The sequence below is a fragment of the Allobosea sp. TAB14 genome (assembly GCF_052113865.1).
In the GTDB taxonomy this organism is placed as follows: Bacteria; Pseudomonadota; Alphaproteobacteria; order Rhizobiales; family Beijerinckiaceae; genus Allobosea; species Allobosea spartocytisi.
Window position 1 is genome coordinate 15,971 of the sequence record NZ_JBFRDQ010000119.1, and the last position, 19,684, is coordinate 35,654.

At 66.7% G+C, this 19,684-nt stretch carries 17 protein-coding genes and 1 pseudogene; 2 read left to right on the forward strand and 16 right to left on the reverse strand.

The window, feature by feature from the left end; all coding sequences use genetic code 11:
• Window positions 1–119 precede the first annotated feature (119 nt).
• A complete protein-coding gene (locus AB4Y99_RS17975) occupies window positions 120–614 on the forward strand; it encodes an outer membrane protein assembly factor BamE (RefSeq protein WP_081925652.1) in 495 nt (164 codons plus the stop codon).
• Between the two features lie 88 nt (window positions 615–702).
• Here the strand turns inward: AB4Y99_RS17975 and AB4Y99_RS17980 are convergent, their stop codons facing one another.
• The 11 genes and pseudogenes from AB4Y99_RS17980 to glyA all read right to left on the reverse strand — a co-directional run bounded on the left by AB4Y99_RS17980 (window position 703) and on the right by glyA (window position 12,044).
• Window positions 703–1,629 carry a DMT family transporter gene (locus tag AB4Y99_RS17980; protein WP_441524277.1) on the reverse strand — a complete coding sequence of 309 codons (927 nt, stop codon included), beginning with the start codon at window positions 1,627–1,629 and terminating at the stop codon, window positions 703–705.
• 197 nt (window positions 1,630–1,826) lie between these two features.
• Complete coding sequence (locus AB4Y99_RS17985; protein ID WP_441524278.1) at window positions 1,827–3,983, reverse strand: sodium-translocating pyrophosphatase; 2,157 nt, start codon at window positions 3,981–3,983, stop codon at window positions 1,827–1,829.
• A gap of 211 nt (window positions 3,984–4,194) precedes the next feature.
• Window positions 4,195–4,995 carry a (S)-ureidoglycine aminohydrolase gene (gene allE / locus AB4Y99_RS17990; protein ID WP_441524279.1) on the reverse strand — a complete coding sequence of 267 codons (801 nt, stop codon included), beginning with the start codon at window positions 4,993–4,995 and terminating at the stop codon, window positions 4,195–4,197.
• A 33-nt stretch (window positions 4,996–5,028) separates the two neighbouring features.
• A complete protein-coding gene (locus AB4Y99_RS17995) occupies window positions 5,029–6,234 on the reverse strand; it encodes an MFS transporter (RefSeq protein ID WP_038368294.1) in 1,206 nt (401 codons plus the stop codon).
• 36 nt (window positions 6,235–6,270) lie between these two features.
• Window positions 6,271–7,103: pseudogene (locus AB4Y99_RS18000) on the reverse strand (thiamine-phosphate kinase).
• Window positions 7,104–7,263: 160 nt separating this feature from the next.
• Complete coding sequence (nusB, locus tag AB4Y99_RS18005; RefSeq protein ID WP_112761867.1) at window positions 7,264–7,731, reverse strand: transcription antitermination factor NusB; 468 nt, start codon at window positions 7,729–7,731, stop codon at window positions 7,264–7,266.
• Window positions 7,728–8,252 (reverse strand): 6,7-dimethyl-8-ribityllumazine synthase, encoded by a 525-nt coding sequence (gene ribH / locus AB4Y99_RS18010; RefSeq protein ID WP_038368300.1) that lies wholly within the window; start codon window positions 8,250–8,252, stop codon window positions 7,728–7,730. The genes nusB and ribH overlap by 4 nt, the downstream gene beginning before the upstream one ends.
• A 186-nt stretch (window positions 8,253–8,438) precedes the next feature.
• Window positions 8,439–9,086, reverse strand: a complete 648-nt coding sequence (locus tag AB4Y99_RS18015) for a riboflavin synthase (protein WP_441524280.1) — start codon at window positions 9,084–9,086, stop codon at window positions 8,439–8,441.
• The gene (gene ribD, locus AB4Y99_RS18020; protein ID WP_441524281.1) at window positions 9,086–10,216 is read right to left on the reverse strand and encodes a bifunctional diaminohydroxyphosphoribosylaminopyrimidine deaminase/5-amino-6-(5-phosphoribosylamino)uracil reductase RibD; all 1,131 of its coding nucleotides are present in this window, start codon (window positions 10,214–10,216) and stop codon (window positions 9,086–9,088) included. The genes AB4Y99_RS18015 and ribD overlap by 1 nt, the downstream gene beginning before the upstream one ends.
• Window positions 10,209–10,703: a transcriptional regulator NrdR gene (gene nrdR, locus AB4Y99_RS18025; protein WP_038368308.1), complete on the reverse strand. Its 495-nt coding sequence runs from the start codon at window positions 10,701–10,703 to the stop codon at window positions 10,209–10,211. Before nrdR ends, ribD begins: the two co-directional genes overlap by 8 nt.
• A 42-nt stretch (window positions 10,704–10,745) precedes the next feature.
• Complete coding sequence (gene glyA / locus AB4Y99_RS18030) at window positions 10,746–12,044, reverse strand: serine hydroxymethyltransferase (RefSeq protein ID WP_441524282.1); 1,299 nt, start codon at window positions 12,042–12,044, stop codon at window positions 10,746–10,748.
• A gap of 278 nt (window positions 12,045–12,322) precedes the next feature.
• On the opposite strand from glyA, the gene AB4Y99_RS18035 reads away from it, so the two are divergent.
• Complete coding sequence (locus AB4Y99_RS18035) at window positions 12,323–13,657, forward strand: hemolysin family protein (protein ID WP_038368843.1); 1,335 nt, start codon at window positions 12,323–12,325, stop codon at window positions 13,655–13,657.
• A 147-nt stretch (window positions 13,658–13,804) separates the two neighbouring features.
• Here the strand turns inward: AB4Y99_RS18035 and AB4Y99_RS18040 are convergent, their stop codons facing one another.
• From AB4Y99_RS18040 to AB4Y99_RS18060, 5 genes are all read right to left on the reverse strand, one after another.
• On the reverse strand, window positions 13,805–15,049 hold the full coding sequence (locus AB4Y99_RS18040; RefSeq protein ID WP_441524283.1) for a L,D-transpeptidase family protein: 1,245 nt from the start codon (window positions 15,047–15,049) through the stop codon (window positions 13,805–13,807).
• Between the two features lie 290 nt (window positions 15,050–15,339).
• Window positions 15,340–15,852 (reverse strand): transcriptional regulator LdtR, encoded by a 513-nt coding sequence (gene ldtR / locus AB4Y99_RS18045; protein WP_038368311.1) that lies wholly within the window; start codon window positions 15,850–15,852, stop codon window positions 15,340–15,342.
• Window positions 15,853–16,187: 335 nt separating this feature from the next.
• Window positions 16,188–16,628, reverse strand: coding sequence for a DUF6163 family protein (locus AB4Y99_RS18050; protein WP_051988506.1), 441 nt, complete (start codon window positions 16,626–16,628; stop codon window positions 16,188–16,190).
• A gap of 2 nt (window positions 16,629–16,630) precedes the next feature.
• The gene (locus tag AB4Y99_RS18055) at window positions 16,631–17,686 is read right to left on the reverse strand and encodes an enoyl-CoA hydratase/isomerase family protein (protein WP_133565642.1); all 1,056 of its coding nucleotides are present in this window, start codon (window positions 17,684–17,686) and stop codon (window positions 16,631–16,633) included.
• Window positions 17,687–17,906: 220 nt separating this feature from the next.
• Window positions 17,907–19,684, reverse strand: a 1,778-nt coding sequence (locus AB4Y99_RS18060) for a putative bifunctional diguanylate cyclase/phosphodiesterase (protein WP_441524284.1), incomplete at its 5' end; no start/stop codon positions are given.

The window sequence follows — 19,684 nt, forward strand, 5'->3', positions numbered from 1 at the left end:
CGTCCTCGCCTTGCCAAAGCCATCCTCGGGCGTTACGCCAACCCTGCCCCTTTTGACAAGCGGCTTGGAACGGTCACCCGGCCCTCCACGTCCGCCCTCGCCTTTCGGATCGTGCCCGCATGACCCAGATTTCCCGCCGCGCCGTTCTGCTCGGAGCCCTCGCGACCTCGTCCCTGACGCTGGCCGGCTGCGGCCCCGATGCCGGCGGCTTCGTCCTGCCGACATCGACCGGCATGAACGAGGAATTCACCCGTGGCTTCGTGATGGACGACTCGCTCGTCGCGCAGGTCAAGGTCGGCATGGACGTGCAGTCGGTGCTGCAGATCCTCGGCACGCCGTCGACGACCTCGACCGTCGGCAACCGCACCTTCTACTATATCAGCCAGCGGATGCGCCGTCGCTTCCAGTTCCAGGACCCGCAGGTCATCGACCAGAACGTGCTGGTGATCTATTTCAACAAGAGCTTCAAGGTCGAGCGCATCGCCAATTACGGGCTGCAGGACGGCGTGATCTTCGACTTCATCAGCCGCACCACCCCGGCTGGCGGCCAGGAGCAGAGCTTCCTGCGCAACCTGTTCCGCGGCGTCACCAAGTTCAACCCGCTCGGCGCCTGAACGGCTCCCACGCGGTCAGAAGACAAGAGAACCCCGCGACAAGGTCGCGGGGTTTCTTTTTGGGCCATTTCGGGATGTGCACCGGCCCTCAGGCAGGCCGGGCCTGCTTTTTCTCCGGCAAGGTCATCGCCATCACCCCGACGACCACCAGCGCAAGACCGGCCCAGGCCGTCGGCTGCAGGCGCTCGCCCAGGAAGACGAGGCCGATCACCACGCCGATCGGCACGCGCAGATAGGACACCGCCGTCGTCCCGACCGAGCCGAGCGTGCGGATCAGCCGGAAATAGATGGCGAAGGCGAGCGCCGTCGAGAACACCGACAACGCCAGCAGCGCGAGCAGGGATTCCTGCGAGGGCGCCAGCGTCCAGGGCCGGTCGACGATAAGGGCGGCCGGGATCAGCAGCGCCGTGCCGGTCAGCATCGAACCGGCCGCCGGCAGCAGCGGGTCCATGCCGGTGAAATGCCGGCCGAACAGCGCCGCGCAGGCATAGGCGATCGTCGCCGCGACGATGGCGAGCTGCGGCAGGGCTTGCGAGCCCAATCCGGAAAAGGCGTCGACGCCGACGATCAGGCTGATGCCGGCGACGCCAGCGGCGACACCGAGGCCCTTGCGCCAATCGGGGCGCTTGCCGGACATCAGCACGAGCGAGATCAGGAAGACGAAGACCGGCGTGGTGCCGTTGAGGATCGAGGCGAGGCCGGCATCGACGCTGCGCTCGGCCCAGGCGATCAGCGTGAAGGGCACGACGCTGTTGAGGCAGGCCTGGGTCAGGAAGCGCCGCCATGCGGTCAGATCCCGCGGCATCCGCAGGCCGCGGCCCCGGATGACGGCGAGCAGGATCAAGCCAGCGATCAGCGTGCGGGCAGCGATCAGGGTCAGCGGCGGGATCGTCTCCACGCCGAGCTTGATGAAGGTGTAGGAGCCGCCCCAAAGCGTCGCCAGCGCCAGCAGCAGGGCGAATTCGGTGCTGCGGTTCGGGGTCGCGGATGTGGCTTCGAGCGCTTGCGTGGACATGGTTCCTCCTCGGTCGCGGGGACCATGCCAGCACTTCGCGCCGATAGCATGCGGCAACACTACGCTCCCGGCCGTAGCTTGCGGGCTTGATTCAAGGCGTTGCCGATTTGATTCAATCGGCCGCAGCAAGCCATTGCCAAAAAAGAAGAACCCGCGACTTTCGTCGCGGGCTCCAGATGTTCAGGCGATGCCTGCGCTCAGCTATGCGCCAGGATCGCCAGCAGCAGCAGGGCGATGATGTTGGTGATCTTGATCGCCGGGTTCACGGCGGGGCCCGCCGTGTCCTTGTAGGGGTCGCCGACGGTATCGCCGGTCACCGAGGCCTTGTGCGCGTCCGAGCCCTTCATGTGACGCACGCCGTCCTTGTCGACGAAGCCGTCCTCGAAGCTCTTCTTGGCGTTGTCCCAAGCGCCGCCGCCCGACGTCATCGAGATCGCGACGAAGATGCCGGTGACGATCACGCCCATCAGCATGGCGCCGACGGCCGCGAAGGCGTTGTTCTTGCCGGCGATCCAGTAGATCACGAAATAGGTCACGATCGGCGCCAGCACCGGCAGGAGCGAGGGCACGATCATCTCCTTGATCGCGGCCTTGGTCAGCAGATCGACGGCGCGGGCGTAATCGGGCCGCTCCGTGCCCTGCATGATGCCGGGCTTCTCGCGGAACTGCCGGCGGACTTCCTCGACCACCGAGCCTGCCGCGCGCCCGACCGCCGTCATGCCCATGCCGCCGAAGAGGAAGGGGATGAGACCGCCGAGCAGCAGGCCGACGACGACATAGGGGTTGGACAGCGAGAAATCGAGCGTGACGCCCTTGAAGTACTGGAAGGCCGTGCTACCCGCCTTGTTGGCCTCGGTAATGAAGAAGTTGAGGTCCGAGGTGTAGGCGGCGAACAGCACCAGCGCGCCCAGGCCGGCCGAGCCGATGGCATAGCCCTTGGTGACCGCCTTGGTGGTGTTGCCGACCGCGTCGAGCGCGTCGGTGGAGTGGCGGACCTCCTTGGGCAGCCCCGCCATCTCGGCGATGCCGCCGGCATTGTCCGTCACCGGACCGAAGGCATCGAGCGCCACGACGACACCGGCCAGCGCCAGCATGGCCGTGGTCGCGATCGCGATGCCGAACAGGCCGGCGAGGCTGTAGGCCGCGATGATGCCGGCGATGATGACGATGGTCGGCGCCGCCGTCGCCTCCAGCGAGACCGCGAGGCCCTGGATGACGTTGGTGCCATGGCCGGTSACCGARGCCTGGGCGATGGAGACAACCGGGCGCTTGCCGGTGCCAGTGTAGTATTCGGTGATGATGACGATGCAGAGCGTCACGGCAAGGCCGACCAGCGCGCAGCCGAAAAGGTTGCCGGAGGTGAAGGTGACGTTCTGGACCGTCGTGAAGCTGGTGGAGAAGCCGCCGAACATGACGTAGTTCACCACCGCGATCGCGCCGACCGAGAGCACGCCGGCCGCGATGAAGCCCTTGTAGAGCGCGCCCATGATCGACTGGTTGGCGCCGAGCTTCACGAAGAAGGTGCCGATGATCGAGGTGACGATGCAGGCCGCGCCGATCGCCATCGGATAGAGCATCATCGTGCCCAGCGCGGGCTGGCCGGCGAAGAAGATCGCGGCGAGCACCATGGTCGCGACCAGCGTCACCGCATAGGTCTCGAACAGGTCGGCGGCCATGCCGGCGCAGTCGCCGACATTGTCGCCGACATTGTCGGCGATGGTCGCGGGGTTGCGCGGATCGTCCTCGGGGATGCCGGCCTCGACCTTGCCGACGAGGTCGGCGCCCACATCCGCGCCCTTGGTGAAGATGCCGCCGCCGAGACGGGCGAAGATCGAGATCAGCGAGGCGCCGAAGCCGAGCGCCACCAGCGAGTCGATGACGGTGCGGCTCGAAGGCTCGAAGCCGAGGAAGGAGGTCAGGATGCCGTAATAGACGGCGACGCCGAGCAGCGCGAGGCCGGCGACCAGCATGCCGGTGACCGCGCCGGCCTTGAAGGCGACGTCGAGCCCCTCGCYGAGCGACTGCATCGCCGCCTGCGCCGTGCGGACATTGGCGCGCACCGAGACGTTCATGCCGATGAAGCCGGCGCTGCCCGAAAGCACCGCGCCGATCAGGAAACCGATCCCCACCCACTTGCCGAGGAGCCAGGCCAGCACGACGAAGAGGACGACGCCGACCATGGAAATGGTGAGATATTGGCGCTTGAGATAGGCCTGCGCACCTTCGGCGACCGCGCCGGAGATCTCCTGCATGCGCTGGTTGCCGGCATCGCGCTTCATGACGTCGCCATAGGCCCAGATGCCGTAAGCAATCGACAGCGCACTCAATACGATGATGAGAAGCAGAGCTGACATTCGGTTTCCTACCTTGAGCTTCCGGGCTGTCGGGAGCGCTGTCGCTCCTCTTTGCAGCGTTGGACGTCAGGCAGCGAAAAAACGGGCCCTGAAGACTAAAAGGCCCGCCTTGCGTCGCCTGTGTCAGGCGAATTTGTGGCAAGTTTCGGCGGTGAGCGCAAACGGCTGCGCTTACAAATTTCGTCGAATGTCAGGTACGGGCGATTCAGGCTCAGAGCGCGACGTCGCGGTTGACGTTCTTGTAGAGCAGGTAGCAGGCGTCGCCATGGCCGGTCGGATAGAATTGCTGCGGGCAAAAGCCGCCCATCCAGATGAAATCCCGCTCCCAGATCTCGTGCCAGTCCTGATCGAGGAAGTAGAGCCCCTGCCCTTCCAGCATATAGAGGCCGTGTTCCATCACATGGGTCTCGACCGCCGGGAAGCAGACTCCCGGCTTGAACCACATCAGGTTCATCTCGAAATCGAAGCGCATATCGCCATAGGGCAGCAGGAACTGGAAGCCGCGCCCCTCCATGCCGGTATGATTCGTCATCGGAACGGCGTCGCGATGCGACAGGATCGATTCGGGTACAGTGAGGCCGGGCGCCGGCTCGTAGCGTTTGCGCAGCGCCAGCACATCGGCGCGACTGCCCGTGTCGTTGCGCAGCGTGAAGCGCGTGCCAGGCGGCAGATAAGCAAAGCCGCCGGGGCCGAGCGTCCGGCTCTCGCCACCTTCGATGGCGAAGGCGATCTCGCCGGAGAGGACATAGTAGAAATGCTGGATGTCCGGCTCGCCGAAAGGCGCCGGCGTCCCGCCGCCCGGCGCTATTTCGAGCACATACTGCGCAAATCCCGCCCCAAGCACGGGCGCCGCGAGGATGCGGACGACGGTGCTCGCCCAATGCGGCAGGCGGCTGATCAGGACGCCCTCGGGTGGCATGAAGGCATAATTCAGCTTCACCACGCCGCGGTTATGGCCGATCGCGCCGGGCGGCACGCGGCCGGTGGCAGGCGGAAAGCTGCGGTCGGTCATCCGTTTCCCCGGCATCGTCAGATCAGGAGGGCTTCAGGCCAGCCCCACGCGCTTCTGCGTGCGCTGCCAGATCACCAAGAGCAAGGCAAGCGCGACCGGCGGAAAGACGAGCCAGTTCACGGTTTCCCAGCCGCCATGGCTGAGCAGGCCGCCGGACGAAAACGAGGCGATGGCGACCGAGCCGAAGACGAGGAAGTCGTTGGCCGCCTGCACCTTCACCCGTTCTTCCGGCCGGTAGCAATCCGTCACCAGCGCGGTGGCGCCGATGAAGCCGAAGTTCCAGCCGATGCCGAGCAGCACCAGCGCCAGCCAGAAATGGCCGACGCTGAGGCCCGTCAGGCCGATGATCGCCGCCAGCGCCGTCAGGGCGAGGCCCGTGATCGTCACCGCCTCCTTGCCGAAGCGTTCGATCAGCTTGCCGGTGAAGAAGCTCGGCCCGTACATGCCCAGCACATGCCACTGGATGCCGAGCGCGGCATCGCCGACCGAATGGCCGCAGGCGACCATCGCCATGGGCGCGGCCGTCATCACGAAGCTCATCAGCCCATAGGCCACGAGCGCGGCGATGACCGAGGCAATGAATTTCGGCTGGCGCATGATCTGGCCGAGCGGCCGGCCGAGATCGCTGCGAACCGTCTTGACCGGCGGCGCGTGCAGTTGCGAGACGATGCAGATCGCCAGCAGCGCCAGCGCACCCTGGGCGAGGAAGCTCGCGGCGAAGGGCGCGGATGGTGTCAGGTCGCGGGTCCAGTAGACCGATTGCGGGCCGATGATGCCCGCCGCCAATCCGCCGAGCATGACCCAGGAAATCGCGCGGGGCCGGAAGCTCGCGCTGGCGGTATCGGCGGCGGCGAAGCGATAGCTCTGGACGAAGGCGCCGTAGAGACCGCAGATGAAGGTGCCGAGGCAAAACAGCCCGAATTGCCGGGAGGCGACGCCTCCGGCCGCCAGGCTCGCCCCCGTGGCCCCGACAAGCGCGCCGATGAGATAGCCGCCGCGCCGTCCGAAACGGCGCATCAGCATCGCCGCCGGAATGACGCCGGCCGCGATGCCGAGCTGCAGCAGGCTGACCGGCACGGTGGCGAAGGTCTTGTCCGCGGCGAGCTGGGCGCCGACGAGGCCGCCGAGCGAGACGATGATCGCCGGATTGGCGCCGCCGAGCGCCTGCGCGCCGGACAGAACGAGCGCATTGCGCTTCGCGAGCCTGTCGCCCTCGGCGACCTGGACATGCTGGTTCATCGCCACGCCATTCCGCGGCGCCGCGGGGCGTCGCTTTCAGAAATGAGAGAAGGAGCCGTGCGCGAAACCCTGCGCTGCGCCCTTCCCGCTGTAACGCACCGCGCCCGCCCCGGAGACGATCCGGCCGATCGGCGTCAGCGGAACCGCATGCTCCGCAGCTGCCGCAATCAGAGAAGAATACTCTCCTTCAGGCGCCGTGCAGAGAATTTCGTAGTCGTCTCCTCCGGTCCAGGCCAGTTCCGCCAGCGCGGGATCGGCCATGAGCGCGGCGCGGGCCGGACCGGACAGCGGAACGGCGTCGAGGTCGATCTCGGCCCCGACCTGGGAGGCCTTCAACATCTTGGCGAGGTCGCCGACGAGCCCGTCCGAAATGTCCATGGCGGCGCTGGCATGACGCTGGAGCGCCTCGGCCAGGGGGGTGCGCGGCTGCGGATGCAGATAGCGGTCGGCCAGGAACCCACGCTGGCCGTCATCCAGCGCGGCGACCCAGCCGGGCTTGTCCGGACCATGCACCTTGAGGCCGAGGGCGCCGTCGCCGATGGAGCCGGAAACGAGCACGACATCGCCGGGTTTCGCGCCGGCACGGCGGACCATCCGGCCGGCGGGAACCGCACCGAAAGCGGTGATCGAGAGGGTGAGCGGCCCGGAGGTCGAGACGCAAGCGCCTTCCAGCCGATCGCGGCCGGTGGATCGTCCGGAAAGAAATGCACGCCGGCGACCAGCGYATCGGCGGTGACGACGACCTCGTAGCCGCGGCCCGGCCGCAGCAGCCCCGCATCGTCGAGGAGGCCGAGGCCGCCCGGCCCGGCCAAAGGCGCGAAATAGCGCTCGATCAGCTCGAATTCGCCGGGGCGCTGGTTATCGGCCATCGTCGACCGGCCTCCAAGGGTTCCGAGCCTGTTCGTCGTCATTCCGGGCAAGCTGCGATAGCAGCGCCGACCCGGAATCCATCATAGAACGCGACGCCCGACGATGGTTTGCGGATCTCCGCTTCGCTGCGTCCGGAATGACGGCGTAGAGCTCAATGAGCTAAGCCGCCGGAGCGTCGAACTCGTCGGCGCGGAAGTCGCGGGCCATGCGGTCGAGCACGGCGTTGATCATGCCGATCTCTTCGCCGTCATAGAAGGCACGGGCGACCGCGACATATTCGGAAATGACGGCGCGGGCCGGCACGTCCTTGCGGAAGGCGAGCTCATAGGCGCCGGCACGCAGCACGGCGCGGACGACCGCCTCGACGCGCTTCAGCGGCCAGTCCTTGGCGAGAAGCTCATCGACCGTGCGATCCACCAGCCGCTGCTCGCGCACGACACCGCCGAGCAGGTCGCGGAAGAAGGCGATCTCCGCCTTCGGCAGCTCGATCTCCTCGACCTCCTGGCCTATCCAGAAAGCCTCGAACTCGGCCATGGCCTCGGTGACGCCGCGGCCGCCGATCTCCATCTCGTAGAGCGCCTGCACGACCGACAGACGCGCGCCGCGCCGCATCTCGGCGCGGCTCATTCCGGTTGCTCCGGATCGGCGGCCTCGGCCAGCGAGCGCTTGTAGCGCAGCACGGCGAGCGCGGCTTCGGCCGCGCCGCCGCCCTTGTCCATCTCGGAGCGGTTGGCGCGGGCCCAGGCCTGCGCCTCGTTCTCGACGGTGAGGATGCCGTTGCCGAGCGGCAGGGCGAAGGCGACGGAGAGGTCCATCAGCGCGCGCGAGCTTTCACCCGCGACGATGTCGTAATGGCCGGTCTCGCCGCGAATGACGGTGCCGAGCGCGACGACGGCCTCGTAAGGGTCGACCGACTCGTCGGCGGCGCGCAGGCCGATGACGATCGCCGAGGGAATTTCGAGCGCGCCGGGCACGGTGACCACGTCGACGCGGCACCCGGCCTTCTCGAGCACGGCAGTGGCGCCCGCCAGCAATTCATCGGCGAGCGTGTCGTAGAAGCGCGCCTCGACCACGAGCACGCGGGCGCCCTCGATGTCGAGCGCGGGAGTTGCGGCCTCGTCGGCCGAGATCTGCCGGGGTCCGGCCATGGTTCTTGTCCTTGTTGCAGTCGACTCCGGTCCAATGACCGGATCACACAGCCCTCATCCTGAGGAGCCATTTCCACAGAAATGGCGTCTCGAAGGATGGTCCAGAGCGCACTGGAACATCCTTCGAGACGCCGCTTCGCGGCTCCTCAGGATGAGGGCTCGAATTCTCGAATTGAGCGCAGGCTCTTACCCCTGCGGGCGCGCCTCCGCAAGCCGCGCGGCATAGCGCGCCATCAGATCGACCTCGACATGGACGGCATCACCCTCCTTGCGTTGCCCCCAGGTGGTGACGGCGAAGGAATGCGGGATCAGCAATACGGTGAAGACGTCGTCCTCGACCGTGTTGATGGTGAGCGAGGTGCCGTCGAGGCAGATCGAGCCCTTGGTCGCGATGAAGCGCGCCAGGCCCTGCGGCGCCCGGATGTGGAAGCGGGCGGTCGCGCCCCAGGGCTCGTCGGGATCGGCTTCGATCGCGTCGATCTTCAGGACGCGGCCGACACCGTCGACATGGCCGACGACGAGATGGCCGCCGAGCTCGTCGCCGACCTTGAGCGAGCGCTCGAGATTGACCAGCGTGCCGGGTTCCCATTCGCCGACCAGCGTCTTGGCCAGCGTCTCGGCCGCYGCCTCGACCTGGAAGATGCAGCCGGGCTCGCCATCCGTGCGCGGCCGGAGCGCCGTGACAGTGAGGCAGACACCGGCGCAGGCGATCGAGGCGCCGATGGCGATACCGTCCGCCTCATAGGGGCAGGCGATGGCGAGGCGCTTGAGGTTCGGCCCCTTGCGCTCGGATTCGACGACCTCGCCGATGGCGGTGACGATGCCGGTGAACATCAGCCTCTCCTCACGAATTGCTCGAAACGATCGCCGCCGATCCATTCGGTTTCGGCGAGGCGGTAAAGATCGGGGTCGGCCAGCAGCCCGGCAAGTCCCGGACGCACGGCAACAATGCCGGGCTGACCCAGCATTTTCGGGGAGGTCGAGACGATGACCTCGTCGGCGAGGCCGGCCAGCGCCAGCTTCTCGCCGATGCGCGGGCCCCCTTCCGAGAACACGCGGGTGATGCCGCGCGTGCCGAGCAGCTTCAGCGCCTCGCCAAGGTCGAGATGACCGTCCGGCGCAGCCGAAACGCGCATGACCTCGACGCCGGCCGCGACCAGCGCGGTTTCCGGCTCGACCGGCGCAGTCTCGGCCGCGATCACCCAGACCGGAACCTCGCGGGCGGTGCGAACGAGCCTCGCCGTCAGCGGCAGCCGCAAATGGGTGTCGAGGATGACCCGCACGGGCGAGCGCTCCGCCATGCCAGGCAGGCGCACCGTCAGTTGCGGATCGTCCGAGAGCACCGAGCCGATACCGAGCATAATCGCGTCGTGATGCGCCCGCTGCAGATGCACCCAGGCCCCGGCCGCCGGACTGGAGACGGCGATCGGCTTGCCCCCTGCCCCGCCGGCATAGCCATCGGCCGTGCGGGCAATCTTGAAGGTCACCATCGGCCGGCCTTGCGTCACCCGCAGGACATGGCCGCGATGGGCGCGCTCTGCCTCCTCCCGCAACACCTCGGTGACGACCTCGATGCCGGCCGTGCGCAGCAATGCATGGCCGAGACCGGCGATGAAGGGATTCGGGTCCGTCATGGCCGAGACGACACGCCTCACGCCGGAGAGAATCGTGTGCTCGACGCAAGGAATGCCGCCGCGCAGCGAACGATGCGAGCAGGGTTCGAGCGTGACATAAAGCGTGCCGCCCATCGATGCGGCGCCCGCCCGCGCGAAGGCCAGGGCCTCGCCATGCGGGCGCCCGCCGGCTTGCGTCAGCCCGCGCGCCACCACTATGGGCCCGTCCGGCGTATCGCGCGTGACGATGGCGCCGACCGAAGGGTTCGGCCAGGTCGCACCGAGATTGCGCGCGCCATAAGCCAGCGCCTGCGCCATGAAGACGCGGTCGACCGCGTCTCGGTCAGTCATCAGCGCGGGGCGGCGGGGCGGAAGCGGCCTCCTCCTCGATGGTGCCGAGCTGGCCGAGCAGCTCCTCGAAGTCCTTGGCCTCGCGGAAGTTCTTGTAGACCGARGCGAAGCGGACATAGGCGACGTCGTCGAGGCCTTTCAGCCCCTCCATGACCAGTTCGCCGATGGTCGAGCTGGGGATCTCCGCCTCGCCCGAGCTTTCGAGCTGGCGCACGATGCCGTTGACCATGCGCTCGATACGCTCGGGCGCGACCGGGCGCTTGCGCAGCGCATGCGCGATCGAGGTCTCCAGCTTGTCGCGGTCGAAAGGCGCGCGCCGGCCCGAGCGCTTGACCACGGTGAGCTCGCGCAACTGCACGCGCTCGAAGGTGGTGAAGCGGCCGCCGCAATCGGGACAGACCCGGCGGCGGCGGATCGAGGCATGATCGTCGGTGGGACGGGAGTCCTTCACCTGCGTGTCGAGGGAGCCGCAATAGGGACAGCGCATTCCGGTTCGCCAGCCTTTCTCAGAGCCCCTTCGAGACCATCCTCAATAGATCGGGAAGCGCGCGGTGAGCGCCTTGACCTTGGCGGTCACGGCCTGCTCGACGGCGGCGTTGCCGTCCTCGCCATTGGCGGCGAGACCGTCCAGCACCTCGGCGATCAGTTCACCGACCTGCTTGAACTCGGCGATGCCGAAGCCGCGCGAGGTCGCCGCCGGCGTGCCCAGACGGATGCCGGAGGTCGTCATCGGCTTCTCCGGGTCGAAGGGGATGCCGTTCTTGTTGCAGGTGATGTGGGCGCGGCCGAGCGCCGCTTCCGCCGCCTTGCCGGTCAGCTTCTTCGAGCGCAGATCGACCAGCATCAGGTGGTTGTCGGTGCCGCCGGTGACGAGGTCGAAGCCCTTCGCCTTCAGCGTCTCGGCCAGCGCCTTGGCGTTGGCGACGACGGCATGGGCATAGGTCTTGAACTCGGGCTGCAGCGCCTCGAGGAAGGACACCGCCTTGGCCGCGATGACATGCATCAGCGGGCCGCCCTGGATGCCCGGGAAGATCGCCGAGTTGATCTTCTTCGCCAGCGCCTCGTCATTGGTCAGGATCATGCCGCCGCGCGGGCCGCGCAGCGTCTTGTGCGTCGTGGTGGTGACGACATGGGCGTGCGGGAACGGCGAAGGATGCGCGCCACCGGCGACGAGACCGGCGAAATGGGCGATGTCGACCATGAAATAGGCGCCGACCTTGTCGGCGATCTCGCGGAAGCGGGCGAAGTCCCAGTGGCGGGCATAGGCCGAGCCGCCGGCGACGATGACCTTCGGCTTGTGCTCGACGGCGAGGCGCTCCAGCGCGTCATAGTCGATCAGTTGGTCGACGACGCAGACGCCGTAGGAGACGACGTTGAACCATTTGCCGGACTGGTTGACCGGCGCGCCATGGGTCAGGTGCCCGCCGGCGGCGAGATCGAGGCCCATGAAGGTGTCGCCGGGCTGCATCAGGGCCATGAAGACGCCCTGGTTGGCCTGCGAGCCCGAGTTCGGCTGGACATTGGCGAAGCTGCAGCCAAACAGCCGGCAGACGCGCTCGATGGCGAGCTTCTCGGCGATGTCGACGAACTGGCAGCCGCCATAGTAGCGCCGGCCGGGATAGCCCTCGGCATATTTGTTGGTCATCACCGAGCCCTGCGCCTCGAGCACGGCGCGGGAGACGATGTTCTCGGAGGCGATCAGCTCGATCTCGTCGCGCTGGCGACCGAGCTCCAGATCGATCGCGCGGGCGATCTCGGGATCGGCATCATGCAGCGAGGCGCCGAAGAAGGAGTTCGAGAGGTGCTTGTCGCGCGCGGCTTCGCTCATATCCGGCTCCTGAAGTTCGGCGGCCGGCCACGATCCGGCTCCATCGCCGGCTCCCTATCATGCGGCGGGGGGCTGTCCAAGCGTTTCCCCTTCACCGAGGCATTGCGCCGCTCGCCGAGGCGCCGCCGCCGCCCGCGGGCACGGGCCCTAGCCAGCCGCGGCCCCGGCATGTTAGTTGCGAAATATCCGCGTCAGGCGCGGATGCGGCGGCATCCAGCGCGATGCCGCCTTTTTTGTTCTCCGGCGTGGCGACACGCCGCAACCTTCCAGAGGAGATCATGCCTGCGGGCGATGGCAGTAGCAGTTGGGTCGACGTTCTCGGAATCCTGTCGGTCCTCATCCTCGTTGCCGCGAACGGCTTTTTCGTCGCGGCGGAGTTCTCGCTCGTCGCGGTTCGCAAGAGCCGGGTGACGGAGCTGGTCGCGGCAGGCCGCATGAATGCGACCGTCCTTCAGCGCGCGCTCGACAATCTCGACTCCAACCTGGCCGCCACGCAGCTCGGCATCACCATATCCTCGCTCGCCCTGGGCTGGATCGGCGAACCCGCGCTGGCGCATCTCATCGTTCCGCTGCTGGGGTGGCTGCCGGAGGGGCTGATCTCCTTCGGCTCGCATGCCATCGCCGTGGCGATCGCCTTCATCATCATCACGACCCTGCACATCGTGCTGGGCGAGCTCGCGCCGAAAAGCCTCGCACTGCAGCGCAGCGAGGGCACGGCGCTGTGGATCGTGCGCCCGCTCGGGCTGTTCCTGTTCCTGCTGCGGCCGGCCATCGTGACGCTCAACGGGCTCGGCAACCTCGTCCTGCGCGCCTGCGGCCTGCGGCCGGGCGCAGCGGAAGGAGCATTGCACTCGCCCGACGAGCTGAAGCTGCTGGTTCAGGCCAGCCAGGAAGCCGGCATCTTCGAAAGGGCGCAGCAGGAGGTGCTGGTCCGGGCGCTGAACATCGGTGACCTGCGGGTCGCCAACATCATGACGCCTCGCCACGAGATCGAGTGGATCGACGCCGAGGAAACGCGCGAGGACATGATCCGCATCATCCGCGCCTGCCGGCATGAGCAGCTGCTCGTGGGGCGCGGCAGCATCGACGAGCCGCTCGGCATGGTGCTGAAGAAGGATCTTCTCGACCAGTTCCTGGACGGGCAGCCGCTCGACCCCATCGCGGTGATCCGCGAGCCGGTGATCGTCCATGAGGCGACATCCGCGGTGAAGATTCTCGAGCTCTTCAAGCGCTCGCCGCTGCGCCTGGCGACGATCGTCGACGAATATGGCAGCCTCCAGGGCATCGTCACGCAAACGGACCTGCTCGAGGCCATCGCCGGCGCCCTGCCCGCCACGGAAGGCGAGGATCCTGACGTCACCGTGCGGGAGGACGGCTCGCTGCTGATCGACGGCATGATGCCGGCGCACGAGGCCCTGAGCCATCTCGGCATCAGGCCGCAATCCGCCGACGGCGATTTTCACACCGTCGCAGGCTTCGCGCTGTTCCAGCTCGGGCATCTGCCCGATGTCGGGGAAAGCTTCGTTTTCGACGGCTGGCGCTTCGAAATCGTCGACCTCGACGGCCGCCGCATCGACAAGCTCCTGGTGCGCCCGGAGTCTGCCCCGCAATAGGCGCGCCTCGTGTTTCGGTCCGGCGTGGCCGCCGGTGCTCCCGCGTCTCCGCGACACGCGGCCCGGACGATCGAAGCAGGCGAACCAAGCAAAAGCCCGCCGATGAAGATCGGCGGGCTTCGTAGCGATCCGGCGGAGCGCCCAGGATCAGATGTCGTTCTCGCCCTGCAGCGCGGCGACCGGCGCCGGGCCGAGGCCGTCCTTGTTGTAGATGTCGTCGCGGAACTGCACGCCGCCATCCGGCGTCGCCCAGGCCGTGACATAGACCCAATAGCAGGAGACCGGATCGGCGATGCGGGCGTTGACGCGCTGGCCGGAATTGATCGTCTCGTCGATCTTGGCGCGGTCCCAGCCGGGGGTGTTCTTGAGCAGCCAGGCGACGTAGTCGCGCACGTTCTGGACGCGCATGCAGYCCGAGGAGACGAAGCGGTAATCGTCGCCGAAGATGCCCTTGGCCGGCGTGTCGTGCATGTAGACGCCGTAGGGGCTGGGAATGTTGATGCGCACGAAGCCGAGCGAGTTGAAGTCGCCGCCCGGATCCTGCCGGAAGGTGTAGCGCGTCGCCTCGTCCGAATTCCAGTTGACCTGCGAAGGCGCGATCTCGCCACCGCTGGACGAGATGATGCGGATCTTGTTCTCGGCGAGGTAGTTCGGCTCCTTCCTCATCTTCGGGATGAGGTCCTTCTTGATGATCGAGGCGGGAACCGTCCAGGTCGGGTTGAAATTGACTTCCGGAATCTTGGTCTGGAGCAGCGGCGACTGGCGGTCGATCTTGCCGACGCCGGCAGCATGGCGCGTCGCGACATGGCCGTTCTCGACCGTCTCGACCATCGCAGCCGGGATGTTGGCGACGACATAGCGCCCGCCGAGATTGCCGGACCAGGTGCGCAGGCGCACGACGTTGGTCTCGAGCTGGCGGATGCGGCGGTCGATCGGAACGTTGAGGGCGACGACCGTCGCGCGGTTGATCGCGCCGGTCGTGGAAAGGCCGACCCGGGCCTGGAACTGGCGCACCGCCGCTTCGACATAGGAGTCGTAGACGTTGCTCTCACCGGCATTCTGCTGGAGGTCGCCGGTGATCGAGAGGCGCTGGCGCAGCGCCGCAACGGCGGGGCCCCTGGCGCCGAGGCCCATGCGATCGGGCAACTGCACCGGCTGCCAGCCGCCGCGGGCGGCAAGGTCGCGATAGGCAGCGATCGCCTGCTCCGTCGCCTGCAGCGACTCGGGCGACAGCATCGGCGTCGAGGAGCGCAACACGGCGTTGCGCGGGCCGGCATCGTAATTCTGAAGCCATTCGGCCTGCTGGGCGAAAGCAGGAGCCGCTGCGGTCGAGGCAGCGCCGGAAAGCAGCGCCAGCACAGTCTCGCGGCGTGTCAGGCTCAGTTGCGACATCTCTTCCCTCTTCAACTTCATCCGAACGCGGGCGGCCGGCACGAAAACGCCGCCGGCGGGAGCGGCAGCGCGGCTGATCGGCTCCCATGACGGCGACGGTGTCGTATCACAGTTAAAGAGGCGTGATGAGAGCGGCGAATTTAGGGCATGGCCATGTTTTCCCGCATGCATGGCCGTAAAGTCACACTTGACTGCCGGCCGGCATCTCACCGCCGCTGAAACGACCCCGGGCGGCTGGGGTAGCCAGCCGCCCGGTGGGCAATCTCCCGAAACCCCTGGAAAGACGGCCTTCAGAGCTTGTAGCGGATCTGATCGGTCCAGAAGCGCTCCAGCCGCAGCAGCGCGTTGTTCATGCGCTCGAAGTCATCAGCCGCGATGCCGCCGATCTGCTCGACGGTGCGAACATGCTTGTCGTAGACGCCCTTCACGATGTCGTGCACTTCGGCGCCCTTCTCGGTCAGGCTGATGCGGACCGAGCGGCGGTCGATGCGCGACCGGGCGTGATGGAGATAGCCGAGCTCGACCAGCTTCTTGACGTTGTAGGAGACGTTCGAGCCGAGATAGTAGCCGCGGGTGCGCAGCTCGCTGGCGGAGAGTTCGGCGTCGCCGATATTGTAGAGCAGCAGGGCCTGCACGCTGTTGACGTCGTCGCGACCGCGGCGCTCGAACTCATCCTTGATGACGTCGAGAAGCCGGCGATGCAGCCGCTCCACCAGGGTGAGCGACTCAAGATAAAGCGGCTTCACGTTGAGATCGGCCGCGCTATCCTTGGCAACTACAGAAGTCTTCACGCTCGCTTTCATGGTATTACCCGCCTGTTGTGTGCCAGCCGGAATTTCTCTTCCGGTCCGCTTCTGAAAAACACCATAAGCCTGCCCGGATGAAAACGAGTTTAAATATCAGGATGAATCGGAGATTTACCCCTTTGGGTGAATCGTAAGTGAAGCCAGAAACGCTTAAGCTAAAGCGWTTMTTACCATGACTCGCGGCAATTGCGCGGGTGCAGGGCGTCAGCGCCCATCGCTTGAAGTCGGCCGGAGGGTCGATATCTGCGCTGAAATCCGAGCCTCATCCTTCGAGACACCGCTTGCGCGGCTCCTCAGGATGAGGGCTCGCTCGACAAGGAGGCCGGAGCGCCCTACTCCGCCTCGTTCTCGGCCGCCCAGGTGACGAGAAAGTAGACCGCGATCAGCGCCATATAGATGCCGACCATCCAGGTCGTCATCGGCACGAAGCGCGGGAAGAAGAAGCTCAGCAGGAGCTGGCTCAGCGTCGCGAGCAGCCAGAGCACCCCGCCCCAGGTCGAGGTCAGCCACAGCCCCACCGCCGCGACGAGGTCGATCACCGCGAAATAGACGATGATCGCCTGGAAACTGAGCAAACGATTCTCGAAGGGCAGCTGGCCGTCGCCCGAAACGCCGAAGATCACCATCCAGGCCATCAGCCCCTTGGCGAGCCAGAGCACCGAGAGCAGCCGCAGGAACCAGACCAGCACGAGCCGCCAGCGGGCCGCATCCTTGGTGCCGCCCTCGCCCGCCTGTTCGCCGCGCAGGGCCTCGACGTCGCCACCCAGACCCAAGCTCAGACCTCCAGCTTCAGCTCGGCGGCGCCGAGCGGAGCGAAATAGGCCGCGATCGCGGCAGGCTCGACGGCTTCCAGCGTATCCGGCCGCCAGTGCGGCGCCTGGTCCTTGTCGATCACCACCGCGCGCACGCCTTCATAGAAATCATGGCCATGGGCGATGCGCGAGACGATGCGGAATTCGGTGCGCATCGCCTCGGCGAAATCGAGATCCTTGCCGCGGCGCATCTGCTCATGGGCGATGGCGACGCTGGTCGGCGATTTGGCGGCGATGGTCTGCGCGAGCTTGCCGGCAAAGGCGCTGCCGCCGGTCGCGAGAGCTTTCAGCCGCGCGACGACCTCCAGCGGCGAGGCCGCAGCGAAGGCGTCCGCGATCGTCGCGGCCTCCGCCTGCAACGGGCCGGGCGGCCGGGCGATGGTGAAGCCGGCGAGGATGTCGTCGAGGGCGGCGCGGCTGGTCAGCGCGTCGGCGAGCTCGGCCATGCGGTCGCTGGCGACGCTATGGGTGGCAAGGCCGACCGAAAGCGCGTCGGCCGCACCGATGCGCTCGCCGGTCAAGGCGAGGAAGTTGCCGAAGGCGCCGGGCAGGCGCGGCAAGGCATAGGTCGCGCCGACATCGGGGAAGAAGCCGATGCCGACCTCGGGCATGGCGAAGAGATAGCGGTCGCCGGCGATGCGATGGCTGCCATGCAGCGAGATGCCGACACCGCCGCCCATGACGATGCCGTCGATGAGCGCGACATAGGGCTTGGGATAGGTCTTGATGCGATGGTTGAGGATGTACTCCTCGCCCCAGAAGGCGAGCATCTCGTCCTGGCGGCCGGCCTTGCCGCAATCATGCAGCCAGCGGATGTCGCCGCCGGCCGAAAAAGCCTTCTCGCTCGTGCTGATGACGACGACGCGCGTCACCTGCGGATCGTTCTCCCAGGCGTCGAGGGCGCGGGCGAGCTCGCGGACCATGCCGAGGCTGAGCGCGTTCAGCGCCTTCGGCCGGTTGAGGATGACGACACCGGCCGCGCCGCGGATCTCGCAGATGATGTCCTGGTCCTGCGCCATGATCCGCCCCGGTTACGATGGGCTGCGGTTCTGGAAGGCGGGGGCGAGGTTGTCAACGCGGGGTGTGGTGTAACGGTGCAAATGTCGGTTTGGGGTGGAAAACGAACGCTGGAGAACCTCCCCTGAAGCCGGCACCCTGCCTCCAAGACCTGCCCCGGATCAAACGTTGCTGCTGGAGCCGGCGAAGGTTGCGGGCTGGCTGGCGGCCTGGATCGGAGCGTCAGGAGCGGGTCGAGGGCGAGCGACCTGCCGGCGACCAATTCCGAATGGTGTTCGGCACCTTCTCCCCTTGCAGAGGCCTTGCATACAAAAAGCCTTGAGCGGAATCGCACCCTGTTTCTCGCAGGCGCGCGGCCTGCTCGGCGCTTTCGACCCCTTCTGCCGTCGTATGCATTCCCATGGCGTGGCCGAGGCTCACGATGGCGGCGACAATCGCGGCGTCACTGTCGTCGCTGATCAGGTTCTGCACGAAACTCTGGTCGATCTTGATGTGATCCACGGGGAACTGCTTGAGGTGCAGGAGCGAGGCAAACCCCGTCCCGAAATCGTCCAGAGCGATGGAGACGCCAGCCTCATGCAATTCGCTCAAGATGGCGGACGCCGTCGCTGTCCTGCGCCCAAGGAACGCCGTTTCGGTCACTTCGACTTCAAAATGCACCGAGGAGACGCGCGCCTCTTCCAGGATGCGGAGAATCCTGTCGGCGAGTTTCGGGTCGGAGATGTCGGCCGAAGACAGATTGACGGCTACCCGGCCGCATTCGAGACCCTGGTCCAGCCATAACCGGACATCGGCGGCAACCTGGCGGATCATCTGCTCGCCCAGCGCAATCGAAATGGCCTGCTCAGAGAACATGGAGCCAAAGTAACCGGGAGTGAGAAGCCCTTTGGTCGGGTGGTTCCACCGCGCGAGGGCCTCGAAGCCGACGATCCGGCCTGTCACCAGCGACACTTTCGGCTGGTAGTACGGGACGAATTGCTGCGCCGCGAGCCCTTCCCTAACGTCATGCGCGATGGTCACGCGGTGTTCCATCGTCTCGCGGGCGGCGCTGGTATAGACCACGGCCTGGCTGCGCCCCTGCTCCTTGGCGCGATAAAGCGCGATATCGGCGTCCTTCATCAGTTCGACCGGGTCGCGGTGATGTTCGGGGAAGGTCGCCAGCCCGATGCTGACCGTGGTGGAGAGCGCCCGCCCCTCGTGCTGGAAGGGCGCGCGCAGAGCCTCCACAATTTCCGCAGCCCGGGCGATGGCGTCGCTCCCCGCTGAAATCTCGGCGAGGATAATGGCGAACTCATCGCCCCCGAGGCGTGCCACGGTATCGCCTTCGGCGACGAAGCTCCTGAGCCGAAGGGCCGCTTCCTGAAGGAGGAGGTCTCCGACCGCGTGACCCAGGGTATCGTTGACATCCTTGAAGTCGTCGAGATCGAGCAGCAGCAGGCCCACACCGGCCCCGGAGTCCCCCGCATTCTTCAGGGCCTCGTTCAGGCGGACATGGAACAGCGCCCGGTTCGCCAGGCCCGTCAGGGGGTCGTGGTTGGCGGTTCGCCAGATGGCTTCCTCGGCCGCTTTCCGATCGGCGATGTCGAAGGTCAGTCCGATGAGCCGGTTTTCGCCCTTTCGCTCAGCCCTGAGCGACAGCCATGTGTGCGTGCCGTCGGGGGACAGGTAGCGCACTTCGGTCGCGCCACTGCCCTCCGACATGACGGCGTGCCAGAAGGTCGTCACCCTCTGCCGGTCGTCGGGATGCACCCGATCGATGAAATCGGCCGCCGGTCCCGAAGAAATCCCCAGCAGCACCATGGAATTCTCGGAGCGATCGACCCACAGCGTCTCGAGATCGAGTTCCCAGGCCGCCATCCTGCTGGCTTGCAATGCCAGCCGCAGGCGCTCCTCGCTCACCCTGATCGCGTTCTCGGCTGCATTGCGGATGGTGATGTCGGTAAAGGTGCGCACCATTCCGCCATTGGGCAGGCGGTTGGTTCGAACCTCCAGCACCGTCC

Coding starts and splice junctions, on each gene's coding strand:
- AB4Y99_RS17975 (WP_081925652.1), top strand. CDS start 120: ATGACCCAGATTTCCCGCCGCGCCGTTCTGCTCGGAGCCCTCGCGACC.
- AB4Y99_RS17980 (WP_441524277.1), bottom strand. CDS start 1,629: ATGTCCACGCAAGCGCTCGAAGCCACATCCGCGACCCCGAACCGCAGC.
- allE (WP_441524279.1), bottom strand. CDS start 4,995: ATGACCGACCGCAGCTTTCCGCCTGCCACCGGCCGCGTGCCGCCCGGC.
- AB4Y99_RS17995 (WP_038368294.1), bottom strand. CDS start 6,234: ATGAACCAGCATGTCCAGGTCGCCGAGGGCGACAGGCTCGCGAAGCGC.
- nusB (WP_112761867.1), bottom strand. CDS start 7,731: ATGAGCCGCGCCGAGATGCGGCGCGGCGCGCGTCTGTCGGTCGTGCAG.
- ribH (WP_038368300.1), bottom strand. CDS start 8,252: ATGGCCGGACCCCGGCAGATCTCGGCCGACGAGGCCGCAACTCCCGCG.
- ribD (WP_441524281.1), bottom strand. CDS start 10,216: ATGACTGACCGAGACGCGGTCGACCGCGTCTTCATGGCGCAGGCGCTG.
- glyA (WP_441524282.1), bottom strand. CDS start 12,044: ATGAGCGAAGCCGCGCGCGACAAGCACCTCTCGAACTCCTTCTTCGGC.
- AB4Y99_RS18035 (WP_038368843.1), top strand. CDS start 12,323: ATGCCTGCGGGCGATGGCAGTAGCAGTTGGGTCGACGTTCTCGGAATC.
- ldtR (WP_038368311.1), bottom strand. CDS start 15,852: ATGAAAGCGAGCGTGAAGACTTCTGTAGTTGCCAAGGATAGCGCGGCC.
- AB4Y99_RS18055 (WP_133565642.1), bottom strand. CDS start 17,686: ATGGCGCAGGACCAGGACATCATCTGCGAGATCCGCGGCGCGGCCGGT.